The sequence below is a fragment of the Nonomuraea glycinis genome (genome assembly GCF_014646515.1).
GTDB lineage: Bacteria > Actinomycetota > Actinomycetes > Streptosporangiales > Streptosporangiaceae > Nonomuraea > Nonomuraea glycinis.
Genome location: NZ_BMNK01000001.1, coordinates 286,136 through 308,506, shown reverse-complemented (window position 1 = coordinate 308,506; position 22,371 = coordinate 286,136). Strand labels below are relative to the sequence as shown.

The window sequence follows — 22,371 nt, the reverse complement described above, 5'->3', positions numbered from 1 at the left end:
GCCCCCACCCGACGCGGGGTCACGGATAGTCCTGGACCCGATCCCCCCGCATCTCCTTGGCCAGGTCGTCCCACCATGATGGGATATCCGCTTGCAACTCTGTGTAGCGACGCGCCACTCTCGTCGCACATCCTGCCGGGTCCGTGCCGACATGCCGGCGTTTCACCGCTCCCTCATGCCATCGGTAGAAGCCGTCCCTGTAACGCACGACCAGTCCGATCCACACCGACAGCGTCGGGCCGTCCCCGAGCTCGTATGCGTTGGTCACGCCCAGAGCCTGCAGCTCCGCCTGGAGCTTTTCCGTCGCCGCGCGGGATTCACTCACCCGCCGCCACCCCCTGCCGACGATGCGTCGCACACCTGTGGGTGTACCCACCGACAAGCCGCAGCCGTCAAGAACATAAAGTAATCATGAAACTCCAGATGGTGATCGGGAAGCCATATGACGTTATTGGTCGGCGAGCGCGCGCGGTTCGGCGACGACCATCACGAACCTGAGCTCTTCCCGCCCCTCGTTGGCGTAGCGGTGCGCCCGGTCGGCGGTGAAGAGCACCGCGTCGTCGACGCCGATCGCATGGCTCTTGCCGTGGACGGTGAGGGTCAGCTCGCCGGCGAGCACGGTGAGCATCTCGCGGGTGCCCGCGGGGTGCGGATCGCCGTCGTGGTGCTCGCCCGGCGCGAGCCGCCAGTCCCACAGCTCCAGGATCATCGGCGAGTCCGCCCCGACGAGCAGCCTGGCCCGCACGTCGCCCTGCTCGAAGGTGACCACGTCCGCCTTGTCCACGACCCTGACCATCGGCACGTCGGACACCTCGACCAGCCGGGCCACGGTCACGCCGAGCGCCGAGGCGATCCGGGTGAGGGTGGACACACTCGGGTTGGTCCTGGCCTGCTCGACCTGGACCAGCATGCCCCTGCTCACGCCGGACCTGGCGGCCAGGGCGTCGAGCGTCAGGCCGCGGTGGGTGCGCTGGGCGCGGACGTTGGTCGCGATGGCCTGTGTGATCGTCTCCGGATCCTGCACCAGTGCAGTCTAGTGGAAAGGATTTGCACTGTGTTGCACTCTGTGTACTGTACTGGAAGTGCAATGAACTGAACTATGCGAGAAACGAGGGATCCGTGACCGCGGTGATTCTGGCGACCGCCTGTGCGGTGGTGTACGGCACGGCCGACTTCTTCGGCGGGCTCGCCACCCGGCGATCGCGGGTGCTCGCCGTCGTCGCGCTCTCCCAGCTCGCCGGGCTGGCGCTCATCCTGGTCCTGCTGCCGGCGCTGCCCGGTCTGTTCAGCGGGGGCGCGCTCGGCTGGGGGCTCGGTGCGGGCCTGTGCGGCGCCGCCGGCCTGGTCCTGTTCTACCGGGCGCTGGCGAGCGGCGTCATGTCGGTGGTCGCGCCCACCACGGCGGTCACCTCCGCCGCCCTGCCCGTGATGTACGGCCTGGCCCGGGGGGAGCGCCCGGCCCCGCTGGCGCTGGCCGGAGTCGTGCTGGCCCTCGGCTCGGTGCTGCTGGTCAGCCAGGACCGCACGGCGGCCGGGAGCGGCTCGACGGGCTCGCTGCTCACCGCGCTGGCGGCGGGCGCCGGGTTCGGCGGGTTCTTCATCCTGCTGGACCTCACCCCTGACGGGGCGGGCCTCTGGCCGCTGGTCGGCGCGCGACTGTCGTCCATCTCGGTGGTGGTCGCGCTCGCTCTGGCGACGCGGCGCGCGCTGCGGCCGAGCACCGGATCGCTGCCCGTCATCCTGGCCGCGGGCGTGCTCGACATGGTGGCCAACGTGCTCTATCTGCTGGCCAAGGAGCAGGGCATGCTGAGCCTGGTGGTGGTGCTGGTCTCGCTCTATCCGGCGAGCACGCTGCTGCTGGCCAGACAGGTGCTCGGGGAGCGGCTGCACGCGATCCAAGTGACCGGAGTCGCATGCGCGTTGGGTGCGGTCGCGCTGATAGCCGTTGCGTAGGCGGCGAGCGCTTGTTACGTTTCGCGGCGCACCCTGGCCGACTGCCACGACTACGCCCGGGGCGGCGCACGCTCCTGGTGGGCGAGCCCCGCTGGGCCGGCCGGAGCGAGATCGAGACCCGCGAGTGGATCCGGTACGAGTCGGTGATCAACACCGCGCTGGCCGGCGCGCACGCCACCGCCCTGCGCTTCTACGACACGCGGCCGGCACCCGAGATCAGCGACTCCGGCGGCCGGCTGGAGGACCCCTTACCCGGCTCCATACGACCAGAGCCCGAATCCCAGCGGGGATACGGGCTCTGGATCAGTCGTCAGCTCTGCGATCTGGTGGAGCTTCGCTCGCAGGACGGGCTGCTGCGCGTCCGGCTGCACATGAGGCTGCGCCAGGCGTCAGGCGTGCGTCAGGCGTCAGGCCACGCTGGAGGCGGGCAGGCGGACGGCGCCTTCCTCGCGGACGTGCGTCTCAAGCATGCCGCGCAGCTGGCGGCGGCCCCGGTGGAGCCTGGACATGACGGTGCCGATGGGCGTGCCCATGCGGTCGGCGATCTCCTTGTAGGCGAAGCCCTCGACGTCGGCCAGGTATACCGCCAGGCGGAAGTCCTCGGGCAGCGCGCGCAGCGCGTTCATCACCACGTTGTCGGGCAGCCGGTCGAGCGCCTCGTTCTCGGCGGAGCGCAGCCCGGTCGAGCTGTGCGACTCGGCGGCGTGCAACTGCCAGTCCTCGATGTCCTCGGCCGCCGACAGTTTGGGAGAACGCTGCTTCTTGCGGTAGTCGTTGATGAAGTTGTTGGTCAGGATGCGGTGCAGCCACGCCTTGAGGTTGGTGCCCTCACGAAACTGGTGATAGGAGCTGTACGCCTTGGCCACGGTCTCCTGGACCAGGTCCTCGGCATCGGCCGTGTTACGGGTCAGGCGCATGGCGGAAGCGAACAGCTGCGATGTCACGGGCACGACGTCGCGCTCGAACCAGTCCTGACGCTGCTCTTCGGTCATGGTGATCAAATCATTCCCCCTTGCGCTATCCCCCGTACGGCCCCAGCCGCCTGACCGCGATTCCATCGTCGCAGGCCCGGTGTAAGGGCCGCGTTAGCCTCGATGTGCTGGTCAGAGAGGTGAACAGTCCACGTGCTCGCGGCGTGCGTCATCACACCAGCGGCCGGACGATCTCATTATTGTAACACTCACACGCCACATGTGTACAAAAAGTGGTCAGCGTCACATGAGATAGCTTTGAAGCATGAACTTCGTGAGCCGGCATGACGCGGGGACGCGCCTGTGGGTGGCGGAGGCCATCCGCAAGGTCGAGGCCGACGCCAACCGTAGTTGTGATACTCACCTGCACGTCTTTCCGCTTCCCTCAAGCTGGGGGGTAAACCTCTACTTGAAAGACGAGTCGGTGCACCCCACCGGTTCACTCAAACACCGACTCGCTCGCTCTCTCTTCCTGTACGGCCTCGCCAACGGCTGGATCGGACCCACGACCACGATCGTGGAGGCCTCCAGCGGCTCGACCGCGGTCAGCGAGGCCTACTTCGCCCGGCTGCTCGGCCTGCCCTTCATCGCCGTGATGCCCGCCTCCACCTCGCCGGAGAAGATCCACCTGATCGAGTTCCACGGCGGCAAGTCCCACCTGGTCACCGACCCCGGCATGATCTACGAGGAGTCGCGCCGGCTGGCCGCCGAGACGGGCGGCCACTTCATGGACCAGTTCACCTACGCCGAGCGGGCCACCGACTGGCGCGGCAACAACAACATCGCCGAGTCGATCTACGCCCAGATGTCCATGGAGCCCTACCCTGAGCCCGCCTGGATCGTGGTGGGCGCCGGCACCGGCGGCACCTCCTCGACGATCGGCCGCTACATCCGCTACCGCCGCCATGCCACCCGCCTGGCGGTGGTCGACCCGGAGGGCTCGGCCTTCTACCCGAGTTGGGTCTCCGGCGACGACTCCGTCACGGCGCCCGGCTCCCGCATCGAGGGCATCGGCCGCCCGCGCGTCGAGCCCTCGTTCCAGCCGGCGGTGATCGACCGGATGATCGCGGTGCCGGACGCCCACTCGATCGCCGCCATGCACTGGGTGCGCGAGGTCACCGGCCGCGACGTCGGCGGCTCCACCGGCACCAACATCGCCGCCTGCGTGGATCTCATCAAGGAGATGCGCGAGGCGGGCCGGCAGGGCAGCATCGTCACCCTCATCTGCGACAGCGGCGACCGCTACCGGGGCACCTACGGCGACCCCGACTGGCTGCGGTCCCAGGGCCTGTACATCGAGCCGCACCTGGCGACGCTGCGGGCATTCCTGCCCCTCTGACAGACCCGCTCTGACAGACCCGCTCTGACGGACCCGCTCTGACGGACCCGCGGGATCAGGTTCTGGCGGGATCGACCTCGAACAGCTTCGCCAGATCGTCCAGCATCGCGTGCGCGCCCTGGATGCCCACCGCGCTCATCCAGGTCAGGTCGCTGACCTCGTGCTGCTCGCCCTTGAGCTTGCCCCACAGCGGGTTCTTCAGGAACGTGTCCTTCGGCCCGTCGGAGGCCGGGTCCGGGTAGGTGGCGACGAAGATGCGGTCGGCGTCCAGCTCGGCGATGCGCTCCTGGCTGATGTCGACCGCGATGGCGTCCTTCTCGGTCGGCTGGCCCTCGGGCCGGGGGAAGCCCACGTCCTTCAGGACCAGGCCGGAGTAGGACTTCTCCACATACAGGCGGACGGTGTCCTCGCCGGCGAAGCGGACGACGGAGATCGTGGGCAGCTTGCCCTCCTTCTCCTTGATCGCTGTGCCGATCCGGCCGGCGCGCTCCTCGTACTCCTTGATCTTGGTCTCGGCGAGCTCCTCCTTGCCCAGGGCCTGGCCGACGAGGCGGACGTTGTCCTTCCAGATGGCGCCGGTCGTCTCGCTGAAGACGGTGGGGGCGATCTTGGACAGCTTGTCGTACAGGGCTTCGTGGCGGACCTTGGCAGAGACGATCAGGTCCGGCTTGAGCGCCATCACCTTCTCCAGGCTGGGCTGCTCCAGGGTGCCCACCGTGGTCGCCTCCTTGCCGTACTCCGTCGCGACCGTCCCCAGGTAGTCGGGGAGCGTGCTGTCGATGGAGCGGTAGGTCGTGTAGCCGACCACCGGCGTCTCCAGCGTCAGCACCGCGTCGACGAAGCTCTGGTCCAGCGCGACGACCCGCTTGGGCTGGGCCGGGATCACGGTCTCGCCCATCGCGTGCTTGACGGTGCGGAACGCCTCCGCGGGCTTGTCAGCGGAGGCAGGCCCAGGAGCGGCAGGCTCGGTCGAGCCGCAGGCGGCGAGCCCGGCGACCAGCAGGGCGCCCACCAGCGCACGCAACGATCTCATCTGAATTCCTCTTCACGATCAAGTAAGGCAACCCTAAATTAGGTAAGCCGCGCCTAAGCTGGCATACTTCCCCCGGTTCAGGCAAATTCTTAGGGGGACGGGTGCGTTCGACCGCCGTGGCGCCGAGCCCGCACGGCATCCGTCACCGGCGGCTCCTCGTCCTGCTCGGCCTGCTCGCCGGCCTCCTGCTGGCCGTGGCGCTGAGCATCACCCTCGGCTCGAAACCGGTGCCCCTGGCCGACGCGTGGCACGCGCTCACCGCCCCGTCCGGCACCGAGCACGACATCATCATCCGCTCGCTGCGCGTCCCCAGGACCGTGCTCGGCGTGCTGGCCGGGCTGGCGCTCGGCGTGGCCGGCGCGCTCATGCAGGGCCACACCCGCAACCCGCTCGCCGACCCCGGCCTGCTCGGCGTCACGCAGGGCGCGGCCTTCGCGATGGTCGCCTCGATCATCCTGCTCGGCGCCTCCAGCGTGCTCGCCTACATCTGGTTCGGCCTGGCCGGCGCCCTCGTCGCCAGCGTCGCCGTGTTCGCGCTCGGCATGACCGGCGGCAGAGGCGGCCCTACACCGGTGACGCTCGCCCTGGCCGGCACCGCCGTCAGCGCCCTGCTGTACGCCCTGACCTCGGCCCTGGTGCTGCTGGACGAGCAGGCGATGGACGTCTTCCGGTTCTGGCAGGCGGGCTCGATCGCCGCCCGGGGCTCCGACGTGGTCTGGCAGGTGCTGCCGTTCATCCTGGCCGGCCTGGTCCTCGCCCTGGTCAACGCGCCCGCCCTGAACGCGCTGTCGCTGGGCGAGGACGTGGCCCGCGGCCTCGGCCAGAACATCGCCATGACCCGCGCCGTCGGGGTGGCCGCGGTCACGCTGCTGTCGGGCGCCTCGGTGGCCGCCTGCGGCGCGCTGGCGTTCGTCGGCCTCATCGTCCCCCACCTGGTCCGCCCGCTCTCGGGCACCGACCACCGCTGGCTGCTGCCCTTCTCCGGCCTGGTCGGCGCCGTCCTGCTGCTGGTCGCCGACGTGCTCGGCCGCGTCGTCGCGCCGCCGGGAGAGTTGGAGGTCGGCGTGGTGCTCGCGCTGATCGGCGCGCCCTTCTTCATCGCGCTGGTGCGCCGCAGGAAGCCGGTGCGGCTATGACGACCATCACACTCCGGATCGCCGCGCTGTCCTGGCGGCTGCGGCCGCGCGGCGTCCTCGTGACGGTGGGCGGCGTGCTGCTGCTCGGCCTCCTCATGGCGCTGAACATGCGCCTCGGCGACATCCGGCTGAGCGTGCCGGAGGTGATCGCCGCCACCTTCGACCCGAGCAGTGCCGCCCACTTCGTCGTCATGGAGCTCCGCCTGCCCCGCGCGCTGACCGGCGCGCTGGTGGGCGCGGCCCTGGCGCTGTCCGGCGCGATCATCCAGTCCATCGCCCGCAACCCGCTCGCCAGCCCCGAGATCCTCGGCGTCACCAACGGCGCCTCGGTCCTCGTCGTGGCCGGGGTGGTGGCCAGCGGCAGCGCGTACGGCGGCGCCAGCGGCCTGCTGTCCACCCTCGGCATCCCCGCGCTCTCCCTGCTCGGCGGCCTGATCGGCGGCGCCCTCGTGTACGGCCTGGCCTGGCGGCGCGGGCTGGACGGCTACCGCCTGGTCCTGGTCGGCATCGGCGTCACCGCGGTGTTCACGAACGTGAAGTTCTGGCTGCTCACCGTCGGCGACGTCAACGACACCGGCCGGGCCATGGTCTGGATCAGCGGCTCGCTCAACGGCCGGGGCTGGGAGCACGTCCAGCCGGTGGCGCTGGCGCTCGCCGTACTCCTCCCGCTGACGCTGCTCGGCACCCGCTCACTCGACGCGCTGCGCTACGGCGACGACACCGTCACCGCGCTCGGCGTACGGACGAACCTGTCCAGGACGCTGATGATCCTCGCCGCCGTGCTGCTCGCGGCCGTGGCCACCGCCTCGGCCGGGCCGATCGCCTTCGTGGCGCTGGCCGCCCCGCAGATCGCGCTCCGGCTGGCCAGGTCCGGGCAGCCGCCGCTGCTGTCGTCGGCCGCCGTCGGCGCCGTGCTCACCACCGGCGCCGACCTGATCGCGCGCACCGCGTTCCCGCTGGAGCTGCCCGTCGGCATCGTCACCGCCGTGCTCGGCGCGCCGTACCTGATCCACCTCATCTGGAGGGCGAGAAAATGAGACTCCAGGCCGCGAGCGTCAAGCTCGGGTACGGCGACCGCACCATCGTCGACGGCCTCGACCTCGGCGTCGAGACGGGCACCGTGACCACCATCATCGGCCCGAACGGCTGCGGCAAGTCCACCCTGCTGCGCGCGCTCGGCCGGCTGCTCAAACCGCAGGGCGGCGAGGTGCTGCTCGACGGCAAGCGCATCGACCGGACCCCGACCCGGGAGGTGGCCAAGATCCTCGGCGTGCTCCCCCAGGCCCCCGCCGCTCCCGAAGGGCTGACCGTGGCCGACCTGGTCGCCCGCGGCCGGCACCCGCACCAGACCTGGTACCGCCAGTGGTCCTCCGACGACGAGGCCGCGGTGGCCGACGCCCTGGCCATGACCGACCTCACCGACCTGGCCGAGCGGCCGCTGGACGAGCTGTCAGGCGGTCAGCGGCAGCGCGCCTGGCTCTCCATGGCCCTCGCGCAGGGCACCGACCTGCTGCTGCTCGACGAGCCCACCACGTTCCTGGACCTGGCCCACCAGGTGGAGGTGCTGGAGCTGGTCCGCCACCTGCATCAGCGGGCCGGCCGGACCATCGTGATGGTCCTGCACGACCTCAACCTGGCGGCCCGCTACGCCGACCGGCTGGTGGCGATGCGCGACGGCCGGGTGATCGCCTCCGGCGCCCCGCACGAGGTGCTCACCGAGGACCTCGTGCGGGAGGTGTTCGACCTGGACGCCAAGGTCATCGAGGACCCGGTGGCGGGCACCCCGCTGGTCATCCCGATCGGCCCCCACCGCCGCCGCCCTGCCCCGGACCACCTCGTCAAGGGCCCCTAGCATCCTGGTCCGGGAATGACGGCGGGTCTCAGGTGACACGGTAGCTCGTGCCGGGGCCGTTGCCCCGGTAGACACCGTCCAAGGTCCAGTACGTGGTGCTGATCGAGAAGGTCTGGCCGGGGAAGTGGGCGTAGAAGTCGGCGCTGGGGACTTTCAGTTTCGCCTTGAAGGAGCCCCTGGAGTTGGTGCGGGCCGAGCCCATCGCGGTGGCGTGGAAGGTCAGGCGGATCTCGGAGTCGGGCGGGAAGCCAGCTCCGGTGAGGCTCAGGACTCGCCGGACTGAGCCGCTCTCAGGGCTGGCCTTGAGTTTGGGAGTGGCGGCCGAAAGGCCGGAACCGCCGTCTCCGGAGCCACTGTCGTAGACGTCCTGGTGTGTTGGGGGGTGTGGAGGTGCGAACGGCCCAGGGTCGGCGTTGACGATCCAGATGCCGATCGCCGCGACCGTGAGCAGCCCGCCGACGATCTCCCCGAAGCTCTTCCTCACACGCGATGGCGGGGACGGAGGCGGCGGTGGGGCCGGCCGCGGCAGTGGTGCGGGGCCGCCTTTCCCCTTCTTCCCGGTGGGTGGGGATGGTCTCCTGTCGCCGACCTGGCCCCCCAGAATGGCCTCGCGGATCTTGTTCAGGTCCTCATTCCGCGATCTCATGACTCGCCCCCCGGTTGCGTAGTCCCTGCCGGGAGTCGGCCGCGACCCTGTCGGCCAGCACCCGAGCCTCCCGCTGGGCTGTCGTGGCCGCGCGCCGGTCCGCCGCCCGCGCCCGGGTCAGCGCCCGCGCGGTGACGCAGTACATCCCCGCATGGAATTCCTCCGTCGTCGGCCGCATGCCCGCCCCCATGAAAGCCACGCCGACGGCGTCGATGGCCACCCGCGCCTGGTCGCCTTCGGCCACGCCTGCGAGCGCCGGCTCGACCTGGGGCAGCAGCCGCAGCCAGTGCCGCGCCGAGCATGGGTTCGGGCACGCGGCACACCAGATCCGTTCCGGTGGAAACCCACCGTCCGGCACGGCCGACGACGACTGCCGGGAAGACTGCACCGGCTCGGGGTCCACGGCGACCCACACGGGCGAGGAATGGCCGCTCGCGTCCACCACGAACGCCTCCCCCCGGTCCAGCATGGGAACCTGCGCGGCCACCTGCCCGATCGCCCCCTCCCCCGGATCTTCGGCCAGCCGATGGGTCAAGCGGTTGGGAAACAACCGCGTCACCGTCGCCGACAGCTGCCGCGGACTCTGCGTGACCAGCACGAACCCCTGCCCGTACGACCGCTGCGTGGCGATCGCCGTAGCCGTCGCCTCCCCGGCCGCCGACCCCGGATGTTCAGGGGAACCGCCACCCCCAAGCAGCAAGTGAGCCTCCTCGAGTACGGCCAAGTGGCCGAACCCGGGTAGCGCGTGCGCCCGCCGATAGGCCACCAGCCCTGCCAGCAGCAGCCCGAAGGCCAGCTGCCGCGCGGTCCGGTCACCGAAGTCGGCCAGCGTGATCACGGCTGGGGCGGCCAGCAGCCGCGCCCAATCCAGTCCGGCGTGCGGGCCGCCCGCGAGCGCGTCCCCGCCCGCGCCCGCCACCAGAGCCTGCACCCGCTGCCCCAGCGAGGCCCGCAGATTGGCAGCCTGCTCCCCCGCGCCGCCGTAGGAGCCCGCGTGGTCGAGCACCGCCCGGTAGAGCGTCGCGACCGTGGGCGTGTCGTCCTCTTGATAGAGGTCGGTGACCGCGTTGCGCAGCACGGCGGCGGCGAAGGGCCAGGTGGTCAAAAGACCGGTGCCAGCGTCCAGGCATTCGGCGACCGTGTCCCCGAACGCGGCGGCGCTCACCCCCTCGGGCACCGCCAGCGGGTTGATCTGCGTGCCGTCGTGGCCCAGCCGCAGCGCCCGGTCCGCCAACCCCAGATACTCGGTCTTTTCCGGGTCGATCACCAGGTACGGCACCCCGTGGTCCCGCCACAACCGGCGCAGCAACGTCATGACCGTGGTCGACTTCCCGAACCCGGGCAGCCCCGTGACCAGCAGATGCTGGTTCAGGTCCGCCACGCGGAGCCGGTGCTCCCGCCCACCCGCCGACCGCCCGAGCCGCACCCCCGCCCCTGCGGGCGCGTACCTGGCCAGGACGGCGGGCCGCCGCGCATGCCGGGTGGACGCCTCCATCGGCAGGGCCGCCAGCGGAACCAGGCCCGCGGCCGTTCCGGGGGCGACGATCGTCCCGTCCCGCACGAGGTCGAGCGCGCTCCGGCCACTTCCGGGGACCGCGTGACGCACGCCCAACGCCGCGGCGAGTTCGGTTGCGGTGGCCGGGTCCCCCGCGCTCACCTCTACGACCGCTCGGAAGGCGACGGAGGCCGCCTCCAGCGCGTCCAGCGCCTGTTCCTCCGGCCCGGCCTCCCGCTGGGCCGGAGCGGAACGGCTGAGGGCGCGCCGCAACACAGGCAGCACGGCCCGCGGCGGCTCAACCGGGGTCAACGTCACCAGGGCCACGCAAGGACCCGCCGCCCGTTCGACCGCGTCCAGCAGCGCCGCCCAGCGCAGGCCGTCCGCCGGCCAGCAGGCCATCCGCCGTCCCGGCACCCGCTCGCCACGGCCCGGCAGGACGCGCCAGAGCGGGCCGGGAAGCGGCGCGGGTGACCCGGTGGCCGGAGCGAGGTCAACCAGCCCCGCGAGCAGGTCGGCGCAGCGGGAGGTGGTCCCGGCCACCGTGGCGGGACGCCCGGAGAGGTGGAGCGTGACCCGGGCTCCTGTCTGCGGGTCACCCTCCACCTCGGCGTGGAGCGTGACCGGGTCCGCCTCCCGTGCTCCGGAGAGGAACTCGGTCAGCCGCTCCCGCAACACGTTTCCGACCGTCGTCGGCTCGGCGCCGGGCACCGGAGTTTCAGCCTGGGCCGGGAGCCGGGTCACCCGCCAGGAGACGGCCGTCATGCCCACCACCGCCTGGCGCGCCGCCATCATGGCCGTCCGCCTCTCGCGACGAGCTGACGCAGGCGCGCGGCGGACGCCACCTGCGCGGGCCCGGCCAGGGGGTCGGCGCGGGACTCCTCGGACCCGCAGACCGGGCAGCCGGGCTGGCGGTCCACGGCCATCCAGATGCTCTGGAAGGCATGCTGACCGGGGGCATCGCGGAGTACGTGCCCGAAAAGCCAGTAGCCAGGCTCAGTGCCGAACGCGACATAGGTCTGCCCGGCCGCCCTGGGCCCGTCCAGGAAGCCCGCGATCTTCGCCTCGACCTCCGGGCTGGTGTGCAGCAGGGCCAGGGCAATTTTGGTGGCGGCGGCGGAGACGTACTGGATGTCGACGATCAACCCGGGCTCGGCGATCAGACGGCCGGTGCCGTAGTCGGTGGACTGGACGAGCGCGGTGTCCGCGGACAGCTCACGGATTCCTGCGGTGGCGCAGCCCCAGCAGGCGGAGCCGGGATAGGTCATGATCACCTCACCCCCGGCGGCGGCCCGGTAGAGGCCGGGGAAGACGGCCGGAACACCGGCCCAGTACGCCAGATGGTCCAGGCGGCGCTGCGCCCGCGCGTCGTCGGTGGCCGCCACGAGCAGATCGGCGGAGCGGAGTGTCCCGGCCAGCGCCTTCGGATCGGTGCCCTGCACGGTCGCTCGAACCCGCTCCACCTCTATCTCCGGATTTATCGCCGTAAGTCGTCGGGCCAGCGCGGTCACCTTCGGCCGCCCGACATCCCCCACCGTGTACGGGCTCCGCCCAAGGTTCTCCGGGGCCACCGGCTCCGGATCGACCAGAGTGAGCCGCCCCACCCCCGACCGGGCCAGGCACTCCGCGACGTACCCGCCGACCGACCCCGCCCCGGCCACCACCGCGTGCCGCTCGGCCAGCTCCGGCGCGAGCAGCCCCGCGCTCCGCGCGAACAACCCCGATGCCGTGCGGCGCCCGGCCCCCCACCTCGTCAGCACGCCAGGCGCCGCACGGAACCCGGCCCTCCGCGCGGACGAGCGCCCCCGCATCCGCGTGGCCGCGGCGACCGCACTCGCCAACCGCTCCCCAGGTCGCAGGGCCGGGTCCCAGACGAGCGCCACGGGCGAGCCGTGCGCGACCAGAACCGGGGGAACCGCCGGATAGTCCACCCCGAACATCACCGCCCGCACCGACGGCAGCCCCTCGAATTCCGCGGGTACGGCCAGCAGCGGCACCCCCTCCACGGTCAGCACCTCGGCCTCCCCGACGCCCCGGGCCCCGGCACGCTCCAGCGAGGCGGCGATCGGCAGCACGATCGGATGCATCGGCACCACCTCGACCCGACCGGTGCCCGCCACCGCGCAGAACCACGACACCCGGACGCCCGCCACGGACAGTTGGTGCGCGGCGGGCGACGGCGTTCCGGGGAACTCGTGGGTCACGATCGGCGCGACGAACCGGCCCAGGTGCGGGTTGATGCTCAGCGATCTGCCGTACTCGCGGCGGTCCTGGGCCGAGGGCTCGGGCAGTGCGGCCGGATGGGAGTGCACGATGCCCTTGAACCGGGCCGAGCCCGCCCGCTGGAGCGCCGCCATCCGATCGATGAGCCAGTCGCTGGTCCGGTAGCGCACCTCCGTGACCGACGCCTCCTCGTCCAGGACCAGACCGCTGACCACGTCGCCGCCCGGCGGGCCGAGCAGCGCGCCACCCGCCTCGGGCTCGACACCGCCGATCCGCGCCACGATGGCGGCCAGCACCTGATCGGTGACCCTGACGCGCATCACAGCCGGCTCACCGCCCCTCCACCGCGAACGGGAACGCGTACCCGTTACGGACGAACCCCATCCCCAGCGCCCAGAGCACCGACTTGGCGTACGCCTCCTCCAGGGAGGGCTGCCCGACGCCCCGCGTCCCGGAGAGGCAGATAGTGCCGTCCGGGTAGAGGTGACCGTCGTGAGCGCCGATCACGTTCTCCCGGACCAGCTGCTCCAGCGGGGGGTCGACCAGTTTGACCCGGTACTCACGGCCGTCGAAGAAGGCGAAAAGCGTGTACCGCTCGTTCAGCTCCGTGGTGATCGAGTACGCCCAGCCGCGCACGTCCGGCTCGTCGACGTAGACCGTGCCCTCCGGCATCTTGGCCCGCGCGAACCACAGGTCGGCGGCGAGCCGCCGGTCGGCCGCGAACGTGCCGTGGTGCACCCGGGAGACCGGCTCGTCGCCCGCCTGGTCACCCCGGTAGATGGTGCCGTCCTTCCCCACCGTGATGCGCCGGGCCGGATCGTCCGGGTAAGGGGTGTTCTCCAGCTGCGCCTGGCGGATGATGTCCCGGAGCTCGTTCAGGTCCCCCGGCTTCCCGGTCATCGCTGCCCCCCGAGATCCGAGCCGGACCTGTGCTCCGACGTGGTCGGCCGGTCCGTGATCGATCCGCTGAGCGTGGAGCTGAAGTCGGTGCGGCTGGGGCGCTGCGTGTCGCCCTGGTGGGAGTGACTCCGGTCCCCCGACCCCGCCACTTCCTTGTGGTAGTCCGTCCTGGGCTGCTCGGTGGTCGTCTTCTGTGCGCCGTGGTCGCGGTTCTGCTGCTGTTCGAGCCGTTCGTACGGGTTGGAGACAGGATCCCCGTTGGCGTCGTCCCGGCTTCGCAGCTGCGAGTGCGGCCGCATCCCGGTCGTGCCGTCGTGCCTCCCGTGCGGGGGCGCCCCCGCGTCACGACCGTGCGAGGTGTCGGGCGCTACGCCGCCATCGCGTGGCGAAACGCCCCAGCCGGGCACGGGATGCCGGACGTGTCCATGGCCATCGGTCACGGGGACTGGGTGGTGGCGCTCGCCCGTGTGACCCTGCGGTGGCGTACCGGTGTCGCGTTGCCCTGAAGCAGGCGGCTGGTGATGCTCCTGGGCGCCGGTCGCGGGGGGCTGATGATTGCCTTCGCCTGACTGGCCGCGTGGCGGCGTCCCGGTTTCGCGTGGCGGGATGCCCCAGCCGGGCACGGGATGCCGGACGTGTCCATGGCCGTCGGTCTGCTGGGTGGCGCCCCAGCGGGTGCGTGGTTCGGGCGAGGGCTCGCCCTCGTGCGGGTCGCGGACGGGGACCCGCTGAGCGTTTCCGCGACTGCTCCCGGGGCCGCCGCCTCGGGCGTCGGGCTCGGACTCCTGCCGCGCGTTCCTCGGGTCCTCCTGCTGGGGGCCGCTCATCCGGGGCTCCTCCTGTCGTCAAGTCGCTCGATGCCGTCAAGCTCGTTCGGGAGAGGTGGGGACGTGGGGTCACCCGGCACCCGGCCCATGGCGATTTCCCTGAGCAGTTCGTTGGGGGTGACCCCGAGTTCACCGGCCGTATAGGCGATGGTGTCGGCGTACTCGCCGAGCAGTCCGGAGATCACCTCCAGACGTGCCCGCTCGATCTCGGCGGCGGCCTTGGGGTCGCGCAGGAACATCGGGAGCACGCCGTACAGGGCGGCCAGGTCGACGTCGAGCCTGGTCTGCCGGACGGCGCACTCGCGGGCGATCTCGTCGCGGAACCGGTTCCTGATCCGGTCCAGGGCGGCGACCATCGGCTGGAGCGCCGCCTTCGCCTTCAGCCTCTCCGCTTTGATCTCCGCCTCTTCCCGCTCCCGTTCGGTCTCGGTGACGACCCGGTCGCCGGTCACGGTCACGTGCACGAACCGCTCGACCCGGAGCAGTCCGGTTCCCGGCACGTCTGGGAGGGCCGCCAGCGTGCCGCGCTCGTCGTCGGCGAGGTAGACGTCGTCGTGGCCGAACTGGCGGAGCAGCCGCCGGGCGTTTGCGCGGAAGTCAGCGTAGAGGTCGATGCCGGCGGCCTCGCCGTACCGGGCGCTGAGCACGCCGTACCGGGCGGCGACGCCGAGCAGGATGCTGGGTTCGGTAGCCCAGCGGGGCTGCACCACGGCCATGGCGCCGACGCTGACCCGGCGGCCGTCGCCCAGCCGGAGCGCCTCCACCGCGAGGTGCACGTTCTGCGGCGCGGTATCGAAGAGCAGCACCGACAACTCACCGGTGGCCGGGAGTCGCCGCCCGGTGAACAGGCCGAGAAAGGACCGGTGCCGCCCGGGGCCGCAGACCGTGCGGGGCACGCCGTCCCGGAAGACCACGGCCAGCCAGCCGACGTTCACCACCAGCCGCCGTTCGATCAGCGAATACGGCCCTTTCACCAAGGTCGGCAGAACGTAGGTATCCGACATGCCCGCCACCTCCGGGACGGATGTGAGACGCAGTAAAGACAGGGGCCCGTGCGCTGAAGTCCTGGGTACTGAGCCGCTCTCCCGTCGCTCTCAATCGTTGCGCCAGATCTGCAGCGTGAACGTCCAACTGCCGGAGTTGTCGCCGATGTTGTCGTCGTTGATGCCCAGGCCCATACGGACGGGGAGCACGGGTGCGGGAAAGCAGGAGACGGAGCTGAGTTCGCGAAGAAAGTGTGGATTCCACGGGTTGGGGTCGGATCCGCTGGCCACCCAGCCACCCGGGTTGTTGTTCATGCGGAAGAGATTGGCGTATTTGGGCCAGCCGGGGAACGGGTAGCCGGCCGAGGCGGCTTCGGATTTGCCGTCCACGGTGTACCACTCGTTGTTCCAGTTCGAGATGGAGACCGTGGTGGGCTGGATGACGACGTGGAGTGCTTCGTTGGGGAAGATTCCGTTCGGCGGGTTCGGGCCAGGCGGGAAGTTGATAGGGCCTCCACCCGACTGCGTGATGGTCCAGTTGACGTCGGGCTGACGGTTTTGCAGGCATTTCTGCATGCCGGTCGAGCCGGCGTGAGCCGGGACAGGGTTCACCAGCGCACCCGTCACCAAGCAGGACGTGGTGAGTGTCAGCACCGCGCCCGTCCATGCGATAGAGCGGCGGCGGGTTCTCCTGACTGGGAATACGGTCATCCTGCGCTCCATGTCGAATCAAGGACTGCTGTGCGGTCCCGCAGGGTTCGGCACACACAGGATCGGGCTCCGGTGCTTACGCGAGCATCGAGGAAACCACGGATATTTAAGGCTTGAGTTCTAAGAGTGGTTGCGAATGCCGCGGAAAGCGACATTCGTATGTCTCGCTGGGTTCACAACAAGATGCCGACGGTCACGAAGAAGCGCTGATTCGAGCTGTTGCGCAGGGCTATAAGTGCGCAGCGCCGACCGTTCGGTGATCTGTTCGTCCGCTCGTCACAGCCGGAACGGTCTTCTCCTGAACGCACTGTCAGTCCTGGAAGGCAGAAGGCGGGCGGAGGATGAGGTCGCGCCGGGACATATCCAGTTTTCTATAGACCCTGCTCAAGTGGGTCTCGACGGTCCTGACGGTGATGAACAGGCGTTCGGCGATCTGGGCGTTGGTCAGCCCTTGGGCGGCCAGTGCCGCGGCCTGACGTTCGGCGGGGGTCAACTCGCGCGGGTCGGTGGTCCTACGCCGTCCGCTGGCAAGGCGTAGTTCCTTGTGGGCGCGTACGACCAACCAGTGCGCTTCGGCCTGGGCGGCCGTAGTGGCGGCTTCGGCGAGGATCGGCCTGGCGCGGGCGGTCTGGCCGTTCTGGCGCAGCCAGCCGCCGTAGAGGAGTTGGGTCTCCACCTTCTCCAAGGGAAGGTCGGTGTCCTCGTGCAGGGCGAGCGCCGTACTGAACTCGGCTTCGGCGGTGGACCGGTCGTCGGCGAGCAGCGCGCGGCCGGTCGCGGCGGCGATTCTCGGCCAGACGCAGGGAAGCCTCTCCGAGACGTCCTCCAGCCGGGAGACCAGCCGCGCGGCAGACTCACACCGTCCTGTCCTTATGTACGCAGTGATCGCGTCACGACCCCACGGGACCAAGCAGGGCTCGCGGAACCCGAACCGTTCTGTCGTCTCGTCCAGCAGGTCGAACAGCGAGCACGCCGCGACGAGGTCGCCTTCGTGCAGTGCGCGGCGGCCGCGGAAATACCAAACGTAGATCAGTGTGCCGACGTCGCTCAGGCCCGTCGCGCTCTGCTCGACCTGGGCGCAGCGGCGCTCACACTCTTCCAGGTCGCCGGACAGCAGCAGGATCCAAGCCTGCCCCACGGCTATGAACCGTTCCGACATCGGGGCCAGATCCTTGATGGCCCATGCCTGCTCCACACTCGCCCGGGCTTCCAGGAGCCTGCCGACGCGGATCAGTAACTCGGAGCGTGCGACGTACAGGAAACTGAGCGTATTGATGGCCCCGGCGCGCTCGGCGGCACCGATCACCAGGTTGAACGCCTGCTCGCATTCGGCGAAGCGTTCCGCCCACTTGGTGGCGTAGGCGTGGTTGGCGAGCGCGCCCCACGTGCCCTGGACATCGGTGAGCTGGGCCGCCGGGTCGTCCTCGATCTCCCGCGCTGCCTGCGTGACCTGGTCCAGCCCAGCGATGTCGGCTCCGAGGAACGCGATGTAGCCGCGCGCCGACGCAGCCCGGCGACGCAGGGCCGGGCCCACGTCCGCCGCGCACTCCAGGGCGCGGGTGGCCAAAGGGAGCGCCCGGACCCCCTCGGTCAGGTGCCGGAAGGTGGCATGGTCCAACAGCGCCTCGACCGCGATCTCCGGGGCCTGCGCCGCAGCCAGATCGGCGGCGCGGGCCAACTCCTGCTCAGCCCGCCGGTGCTCACCGACGAGGTAACTGCCGCGCCCTGACAGCCAGGCCGCCTGCGCGGCGACCCGTACATCGGCGACCTCCTGCCGGGAGACGGAGCCGAACATCTCAACCGCCGCGGTGGCTCGGCCGACCGCTATGAGTGCTTGCCCAGCGATGAGCCCCAGCCCCGGGTCCGCGCGGTCCCCGGCCAGGCGGTGGGCGCAGGTCAGGTAGCGCGCGGCGGTCTCCGTCGCGCCGACGGCAAGCGCGCTGCGGCCGACCCGCTCCAGCACCGTGATGGCGTGCTCGTCCCCGGCCATGTTCCCGCGCAGGGCGTGCTCGGCCGCCTCCGCCTGCAAACCACGCCGCGCCAGCAGGCCGAACGCCCGTGCGTGCAGCCGTAACCGCGTCGCGGTTGGCATCTCGTCGTAAAGGATCTGCTGAAACAACGGATGTACGTACTCGACCCGGCCATCGGGAGCTTCACGGAGCAGGCGATCGCGCTGCAGCCGCGCAACGGCGTCGTCTCCCACCTCAGGGTCGATGCCGGCCAGTTCCACAGCGATCCCGGGGTCGAAACACAGGCCCAGGATGCTTCCTGCACGCGCGCAACGCATCGCCTCGGGTGTCGCCCCGACGAACCGCCGGACCAGCAGTTCCCTACGGGCCAGGTCGGGTGTTCGCGCCTCCAGCCTGCCCAGGTCGGTGCCACCCGCGAGCAGCCCTGCGGCATGGTCCAGCAGCAGCGGGTTGCCCGCGCACATCGCCCGCACCGTCCGCACCGTCTCGGCGGGGAGCTCTCGACCCGCCCGGTGCGCGAGCAGGGCGGCGGAAGATCGTTCGCCCAGGGGCTCGAGCTCGACCGTGCGCGCGAACCCACCCTCCTGCAGCTCGTGGGCGACCTCCAGTGCGGCCGGTGGCCAGGCCCGCAGCGCCGCCACCACCGCCACCCGGGAGGCGCCCAGTCGGCGGCACAGGAACGCCAGCAACGTGAGAGAGTCCGCATCCGCCCAGTGCAGATCGTCGATGACAAGCAGCATCGGGCCACCGGACCAGGACCGCAGGGCCTGCCACACCCGGTAGCACCACCCGGCCACCGTGTCCGCCGGCGCGCCCGCCAGCAAGTCATCGACCCCCAGACCGGTCAACGCCTGCGCCATCACGTCAAAGGGCACGCCCGACTCGATCGGAGATCCATACCCCCTTCCAACCTGGAAGCCGGAGCCCGCCCGGCAGGCAACCTCATGGAGCAGCCAGGTCTTCCCCATCCCCGCATCCCCTTGAAGGAACACCGCCCCACCACGCCCCGCCCTGGCCTCCGTCACCAGCCGGCCTACGGCCTCCGCCGCAACCTTCCGCTCTCTCATGACTCCCCAGTGTGACAAATCCTGCTCAGTCCGGGGCTGAGATCCAGGGCTTGATGGGCTCGGTGCTCTCTCCGTGGTCCCCTTGATACTCAAGACCGGCTCAGAAGTCAGTCCTGGTCAGGGCAGGTCCGCGAGCGCCTGCCGTACATCCTCGTCGTCGGGCGCGAGCTCGGCCGCGCGCAGCAGGTCCGTGCGTGCCTGGGCGGTCAGGCCGAGCGCGCGCAGCGCGTAGGCGCGGTTGAAGCGCACCTCGGCGCCGTCCGCCAGCTCGATCGCCCGCGTCAGGTCGGAGACCGACGCCTGTACGTCGCCTTCCTCGAACGCCAGCGCCCCCCGCCCCGCCCAGGCGACGGCCAGCGCAGGAGCCTGCTCCAGCGCCGAGTCGTACGCCTTGCGCGCCGCCACCAGATTGCCCTGCGCCGTCTCGATCTGGCCCAGCACGGTGAGCAGGAAGGGGTTGCCCGGATCGCGTTCGGCGTCCGCCCTGGCCCGGTCGAGCTCGTCCAGCGCCACCAGCAGCCCGGCGCGGTTGACGTAGGCGTCGGCGAAGCCGGGGTCCAGCTCGATCGCGTAGTCCAGGTCGGCGAGCGCCCCCGCCAGGTCGCCCTGCGCGTACCGCACTTCGGAGCGGTTGTAGTAGGGCTCGGGGAAGGGCGGGCCCACGCGCATGGCCGTCTCGTAGTCGGCCACGGCCTGCAGCGGCCTGCCGAGCCGGTGCAGCAAGTTGCCGCGGTCGAGGTAGTGGTCGGGATAGCCGGGGTCGGCCGCGATCACCGCGTCCAGGTCGGCCAGCGCGCCCTCCGGGTCGCCCCGCATGGCCGTGAGCTGCGCCCGGTTGGCCCGCAGCACCAGCTTGTGCACCGGATGGCGGCCGTCCGCGAGGTCGCGCTCGGCCAGCTCGATCGCCGCGCGCACCAGCCGCATCGCCTCCTCGGGACGCCCTCGGCGGACCTCCACCAGCGCCTTGCCGTTGAGGTCGAAGCTCAGGTGGAAGGCCCGCTCGGTGCGGTCGGGCAGCCGCGAGGTCAGCGCCACCGCCCGGTCGATCCAGACTCCCGCCTCCTCCGGGTCACGCCTGCCCGGATCGTGGTGCCTGACCAGCAGCATCGCGGTGGCGTAGGCCGCGGTGGCGAGGTGCTTGGGGTCGGTGCCCACCCGGCGGGCGTGGTCGAGCAGGTCGCGGGCCTCGTCCTCCCGCTCCAGGGCGGCCAGCGCGGTGGTGGTGCGGTGCAGCAGCGTCCACCACGGCTCGCCGTCCTCCGGCAGCGTGGGCAGCAGCGCCGCGCCAGCCTCGGCCATCGCGTGATGGAAGCCCTCGTTGCGGAAGCGGTCCAGCTCGGCGCCCGGCGCATAGGACGGAGGCGGATGCGGCGGCCCCGACTCCTCACAGACGACCGTCAGCGCGGGCACCCGCCGCTCCAGGACGGCCAGCAGCTCAAGGTCGGTCGGGTCGGCCTGCCCGATGTTGAGTGCGCGCAGTGCGAGCGGCCCCGTCACGGCCAACTGATCGCGTACGAACTCCGCCAGCCCGTTGGCCAGCCGGAGGGTCCGCAGCGGCGCGGGGACGAGGATGCGTTCCTCCTGCGGCACCCGGTCGGCCAGTGTCGTGCGCCTGGCCGGGACCCGGTGCCGCAGGGCGGGAGCCGCTGCTCTGATCTCGATGTCGTGCGCCGCCACCGACTCAGGCGCCGCCTCGGTGACGAGCGCGCCCACCAGTGCGCCTGCCAGCGTGTAGGGGCCGTTCAGTGCGCGATGCGCGTCGAGCGTGATCTGTCTCAGCGTCGCTCCCTCGGGAGACGGCTGGGCCGGCGCCCCCACCGCAAGCGCCGCCCCTCTGCCATGAGGGGATGCTAGGCGGCGTGCTTGGGGGTCGCCGCGCCGGTCAACTTCGTAGTGCCCGGCTTATGAACCACGACCTTCTTCATGTTCGCCCTTTCCGATCTGGACAGATCGTTCCATGTCAGCACGACATTGATCCGGCGACAAGCCACGCGACGAAAAGGAACATTTCCTAATATGTCAATATTTCATTCGCCGAGAATGGCGTCCACGAACACCTCGGCGTCGAAGGGCGCCAGGTCGTCCGGGCCCTCTCCCAGACCCACCAGCTTGACCGGAACGCCCAGCTCACGCTGGACCGAGATGACGATGCCCCCCTTGGCCGTGCCGTCGAGCTTGGTCAGCGCGATGCCGGTGATGTTGACCACCTCGGCGAACACCTGAGCCTGGCGCATGCCGTTCTGACCGGTCGTGGCGTCCAGGACGAGGAGCACCTCATCGACGGTGGCCTTCTTCTCGATGACCCGCTTGACCTTGCCGAGCTCGTCCATGAGGCCGGTCTTGGTGTGCAGGCGGCCCGCCGTGTCGACGATGACCACGTCGACCTTCTCCTCGATGCCCCTGGCCGTCGCGTCGAAGGCCACCGACGCCGGGTCGCCGCCCTCCGGGCCGCGCACCACGTCGGCGCCCACCCGGTCACCCCAGGTCTGCAGCTGGTCGGCCGCCGCCGCGCGGAAGGTGTCGGCCGCGCCGAGCACGACCTTCTTGCCGTCACCGATGAGCGAACGGGCGAGCTTGCCGGTGGTGGTCGTCTTGCCGGTGCCGTTGACACCCACGACCAGCACCACCGCGGGCCGCTCGCCATGCTTGGCCACCCGCAGCGTGCGGTCCAGGCCGGGATCGATCTGGTTGAGGAGCTGCTCGCGCAGCAGCGCCCGCACCTCCTGCGGCGAGCGGCTGCCGAGCACCTTGGACTTGGTGCGCAGCTCCTCGACCATGACCTGGGTCGGCCCGACCCCGACATCGGCGGTGATCAGGCGCTCTTCGATCTCGTCCCAGACCTCGTCGTCGAGCCGGTCGCGCGACAGCAGCTCCAGCAGCCCTCTGCCGAACGCGCTCTGCGACTTGGCCAGCCTGGAGCGCAGTCGCGTCATCCGGCCCGCGGACGGCGGCGGCACCTCCACTTCCGGCACCACGACGGCGGGCTCGGCCACCGGAGGCGGGAGCGTGGTGGTGGCCCCTCCCTCCCCCTCCTCCGCTCCCGCCGGCCGCTTCGCCCCTTCCTCCGGAAGGGGGAGCGTCTCGGGCGGCTCGACCGGCGGCGCGGCCTTGCCTCCCGGCCTGAAGAGCAGGAACAGGCTCCCCGCCGCCACAAGGGCGACAAGGACCACGATCACTATGACGCCGAGGTAACCATCCACAAGATGTCAGTTTTCCAGATCGTCCGGCATACTCCGCACAAGGCCACACGGATCGACGCGACTGA

19 protein-coding genes are annotated in these 22,371 nt (G+C 70.9%); 5 read left to right on the top strand and 14 right to left on the bottom strand.

Annotation, left to right across the window (positions count from 1 at the left end; all coding sequences use genetic code 11):
* Positions 1-19: 19 nt before the first annotated feature.
* A complete protein-coding gene (locus IEY87_RS01415; protein WP_189136610.1) occupies positions 20-325 on the bottom strand; it encodes a hypothetical protein in 306 nt (101 codons plus the stop codon).
* A gap of 123 nt (positions 326-448) precedes the next feature.
* On the bottom strand, positions 449-1,024 hold the full coding sequence (locus IEY87_RS01410) for a helix-turn-helix domain-containing protein (RefSeq protein ID WP_189136609.1): 576 nt from the start codon (positions 1,022-1,024) through the stop codon (positions 449-451).
* A 95-nt stretch (positions 1,025-1,119) separates the two neighbouring features.
* Here IEY87_RS01410 and IEY87_RS01405 point away from each other — a divergent pair, with 95 nt between their 5' ends.
* Positions 1,120-1,953 carry a DMT family transporter gene (locus IEY87_RS01405; RefSeq protein WP_189136608.1) on the top strand — a complete coding sequence of 278 codons (834 nt, stop codon included), beginning with the start codon at positions 1,120-1,122 and terminating at the stop codon, positions 1,951-1,953.
* Between the two features lie 407 nt (positions 1,954-2,360).
* On the opposite strand, the gene IEY87_RS01400 is transcribed toward IEY87_RS01405, so the two are convergent.
* Entirely contained in the window at positions 2,361-2,945 is a 585-nt protein-coding gene (locus tag IEY87_RS01400; protein WP_225276850.1) for a sigma-70 family RNA polymerase sigma factor, read from the bottom strand.
* A gap of 244 nt (positions 2,946-3,189) precedes the next feature.
* Here IEY87_RS01400 and IEY87_RS01395 point away from each other — a divergent pair, with 244 nt between their 5' ends.
* On the top strand, positions 3,190-4,263 hold the full coding sequence (locus tag IEY87_RS01395; RefSeq protein ID WP_189136606.1) for a PLP-dependent cysteine synthase family protein: 1,074 nt from the start codon (positions 3,190-3,192) through the stop codon (positions 4,261-4,263).
* A gap of 55 nt (positions 4,264-4,318) precedes the next feature.
* On the opposite strand, the gene IEY87_RS01390 is transcribed toward IEY87_RS01395, so the two are convergent.
* A complete protein-coding gene (locus IEY87_RS01390) occupies positions 4,319-5,296 on the bottom strand; it encodes an ABC transporter substrate-binding protein (RefSeq protein WP_189136605.1) in 978 nt (325 codons plus the stop codon).
* A 101-nt stretch (positions 5,297-5,397) separates the two neighbouring features.
* Here IEY87_RS01390 and IEY87_RS01385 point away from each other — a divergent pair, with 101 nt between their 5' ends.
* The 3 genes from IEY87_RS01385 to IEY87_RS01375 are packed head-to-tail and all read left to right on the top strand — an operon-like array spanning position 5,398 to position 8,284.
* Positions 5,398-6,432: a FecCD family ABC transporter permease gene (locus IEY87_RS01385; RefSeq protein WP_189136604.1), complete on the top strand. Its 1,035-nt coding sequence runs from the start codon at positions 5,398-5,400 to the stop codon at positions 6,430-6,432.
* Positions 6,429-7,469, top strand: a complete 1,041-nt coding sequence (locus IEY87_RS01380) for a FecCD family ABC transporter permease (RefSeq protein WP_189136603.1) — start codon at positions 6,429-6,431, stop codon at positions 7,467-7,469. The genes IEY87_RS01385 and IEY87_RS01380 overlap by 4 nt, the downstream gene beginning before the upstream one ends.
* Complete coding sequence (locus tag IEY87_RS01375) at positions 7,466-8,284, top strand: ABC transporter ATP-binding protein (RefSeq protein ID WP_189136602.1); 819 nt, start codon at positions 7,466-7,468, stop codon at positions 8,282-8,284. Before IEY87_RS01380 ends, IEY87_RS01375 begins: the two co-directional genes overlap by 4 nt.
* Before the next feature lie 28 nt (positions 8,285-8,312).
* On the opposite strand, the gene IEY87_RS01370 is transcribed toward IEY87_RS01375, so the two are convergent.
* The 10 genes from IEY87_RS01370 to ftsY all read right to left on the bottom strand — a co-directional run bounded on the left by IEY87_RS01370 (position 8,313) and on the right by ftsY (position 22,306).
* Positions 8,313-8,768, bottom strand: coding sequence for a hypothetical protein (locus IEY87_RS01370; protein WP_189136601.1), 456 nt, complete (start codon positions 8,766-8,768; stop codon positions 8,313-8,315).
* 145 nt (positions 8,769-8,913) lie between these two features.
* Positions 8,914-11,220: an ATP-binding protein gene (locus IEY87_RS01365; RefSeq protein ID WP_189136600.1), complete on the bottom strand. Its 2,307-nt coding sequence runs from the start codon at positions 11,218-11,220 to the stop codon at positions 8,914-8,916.
* Positions 11,217-12,968: a ThiF family adenylyltransferase gene (locus IEY87_RS01360; RefSeq protein WP_225276894.1), complete on the bottom strand. Its 1,752-nt coding sequence runs from the start codon at positions 12,966-12,968 to the stop codon at positions 11,217-11,219. The genes IEY87_RS01365 and IEY87_RS01360 overlap by 4 nt, the downstream gene beginning before the upstream one ends.
* Positions 12,969-12,978: 10 nt before the next feature.
* Positions 12,979-13,548, bottom strand: coding sequence for a hypothetical protein (locus tag IEY87_RS01355; RefSeq protein ID WP_189136598.1), 570 nt, complete (start codon positions 13,546-13,548; stop codon positions 12,979-12,981).
* On the bottom strand, positions 13,545-14,375 hold the full coding sequence (locus IEY87_RS01350) for a hypothetical protein (protein WP_189136597.1): 831 nt from the start codon (positions 14,373-14,375) through the stop codon (positions 13,545-13,547). Before IEY87_RS01350 ends, IEY87_RS01355 begins: the two co-directional genes overlap by 4 nt.
* Positions 14,372-15,379, bottom strand: coding sequence for a hypothetical protein (locus IEY87_RS01345; protein WP_189136596.1), 1,008 nt, complete (start codon positions 15,377-15,379; stop codon positions 14,372-14,374). Before IEY87_RS01345 ends, IEY87_RS01350 begins: the two co-directional genes overlap by 4 nt.
* Positions 15,380-15,469: 90 nt before the next feature.
* Positions 15,470-16,069, bottom strand: coding sequence for a hypothetical protein (locus IEY87_RS01340; RefSeq protein ID WP_189136595.1), 600 nt, complete (start codon positions 16,067-16,069; stop codon positions 15,470-15,472).
* Between the two features lie 310 nt (positions 16,070-16,379).
* Positions 16,380-19,106, bottom strand: a complete 2,727-nt coding sequence (locus IEY87_RS01335) for a helix-turn-helix transcriptional regulator (RefSeq protein ID WP_189136594.1) — start codon at positions 19,104-19,106, stop codon at positions 16,380-16,382.
* A 117-nt stretch (positions 19,107-19,223) separates the two neighbouring features.
* On the bottom strand, positions 19,224-20,924 hold the full coding sequence (locus IEY87_RS01330) for a tetratricopeptide repeat protein (RefSeq protein WP_225276851.1): 1,701 nt from the start codon (positions 20,922-20,924) through the stop codon (positions 19,224-19,226).
* A 209-nt stretch (positions 20,925-21,133) separates the two neighbouring features.
* A complete protein-coding gene (gene ftsY / locus IEY87_RS01325) occupies positions 21,134-22,306 on the bottom strand; it encodes a signal recognition particle-docking protein FtsY (protein WP_189136593.1) in 1,173 nt (390 codons plus the stop codon).
* Between the last annotated feature and the right edge of the window lie 65 nt (positions 22,307-22,371).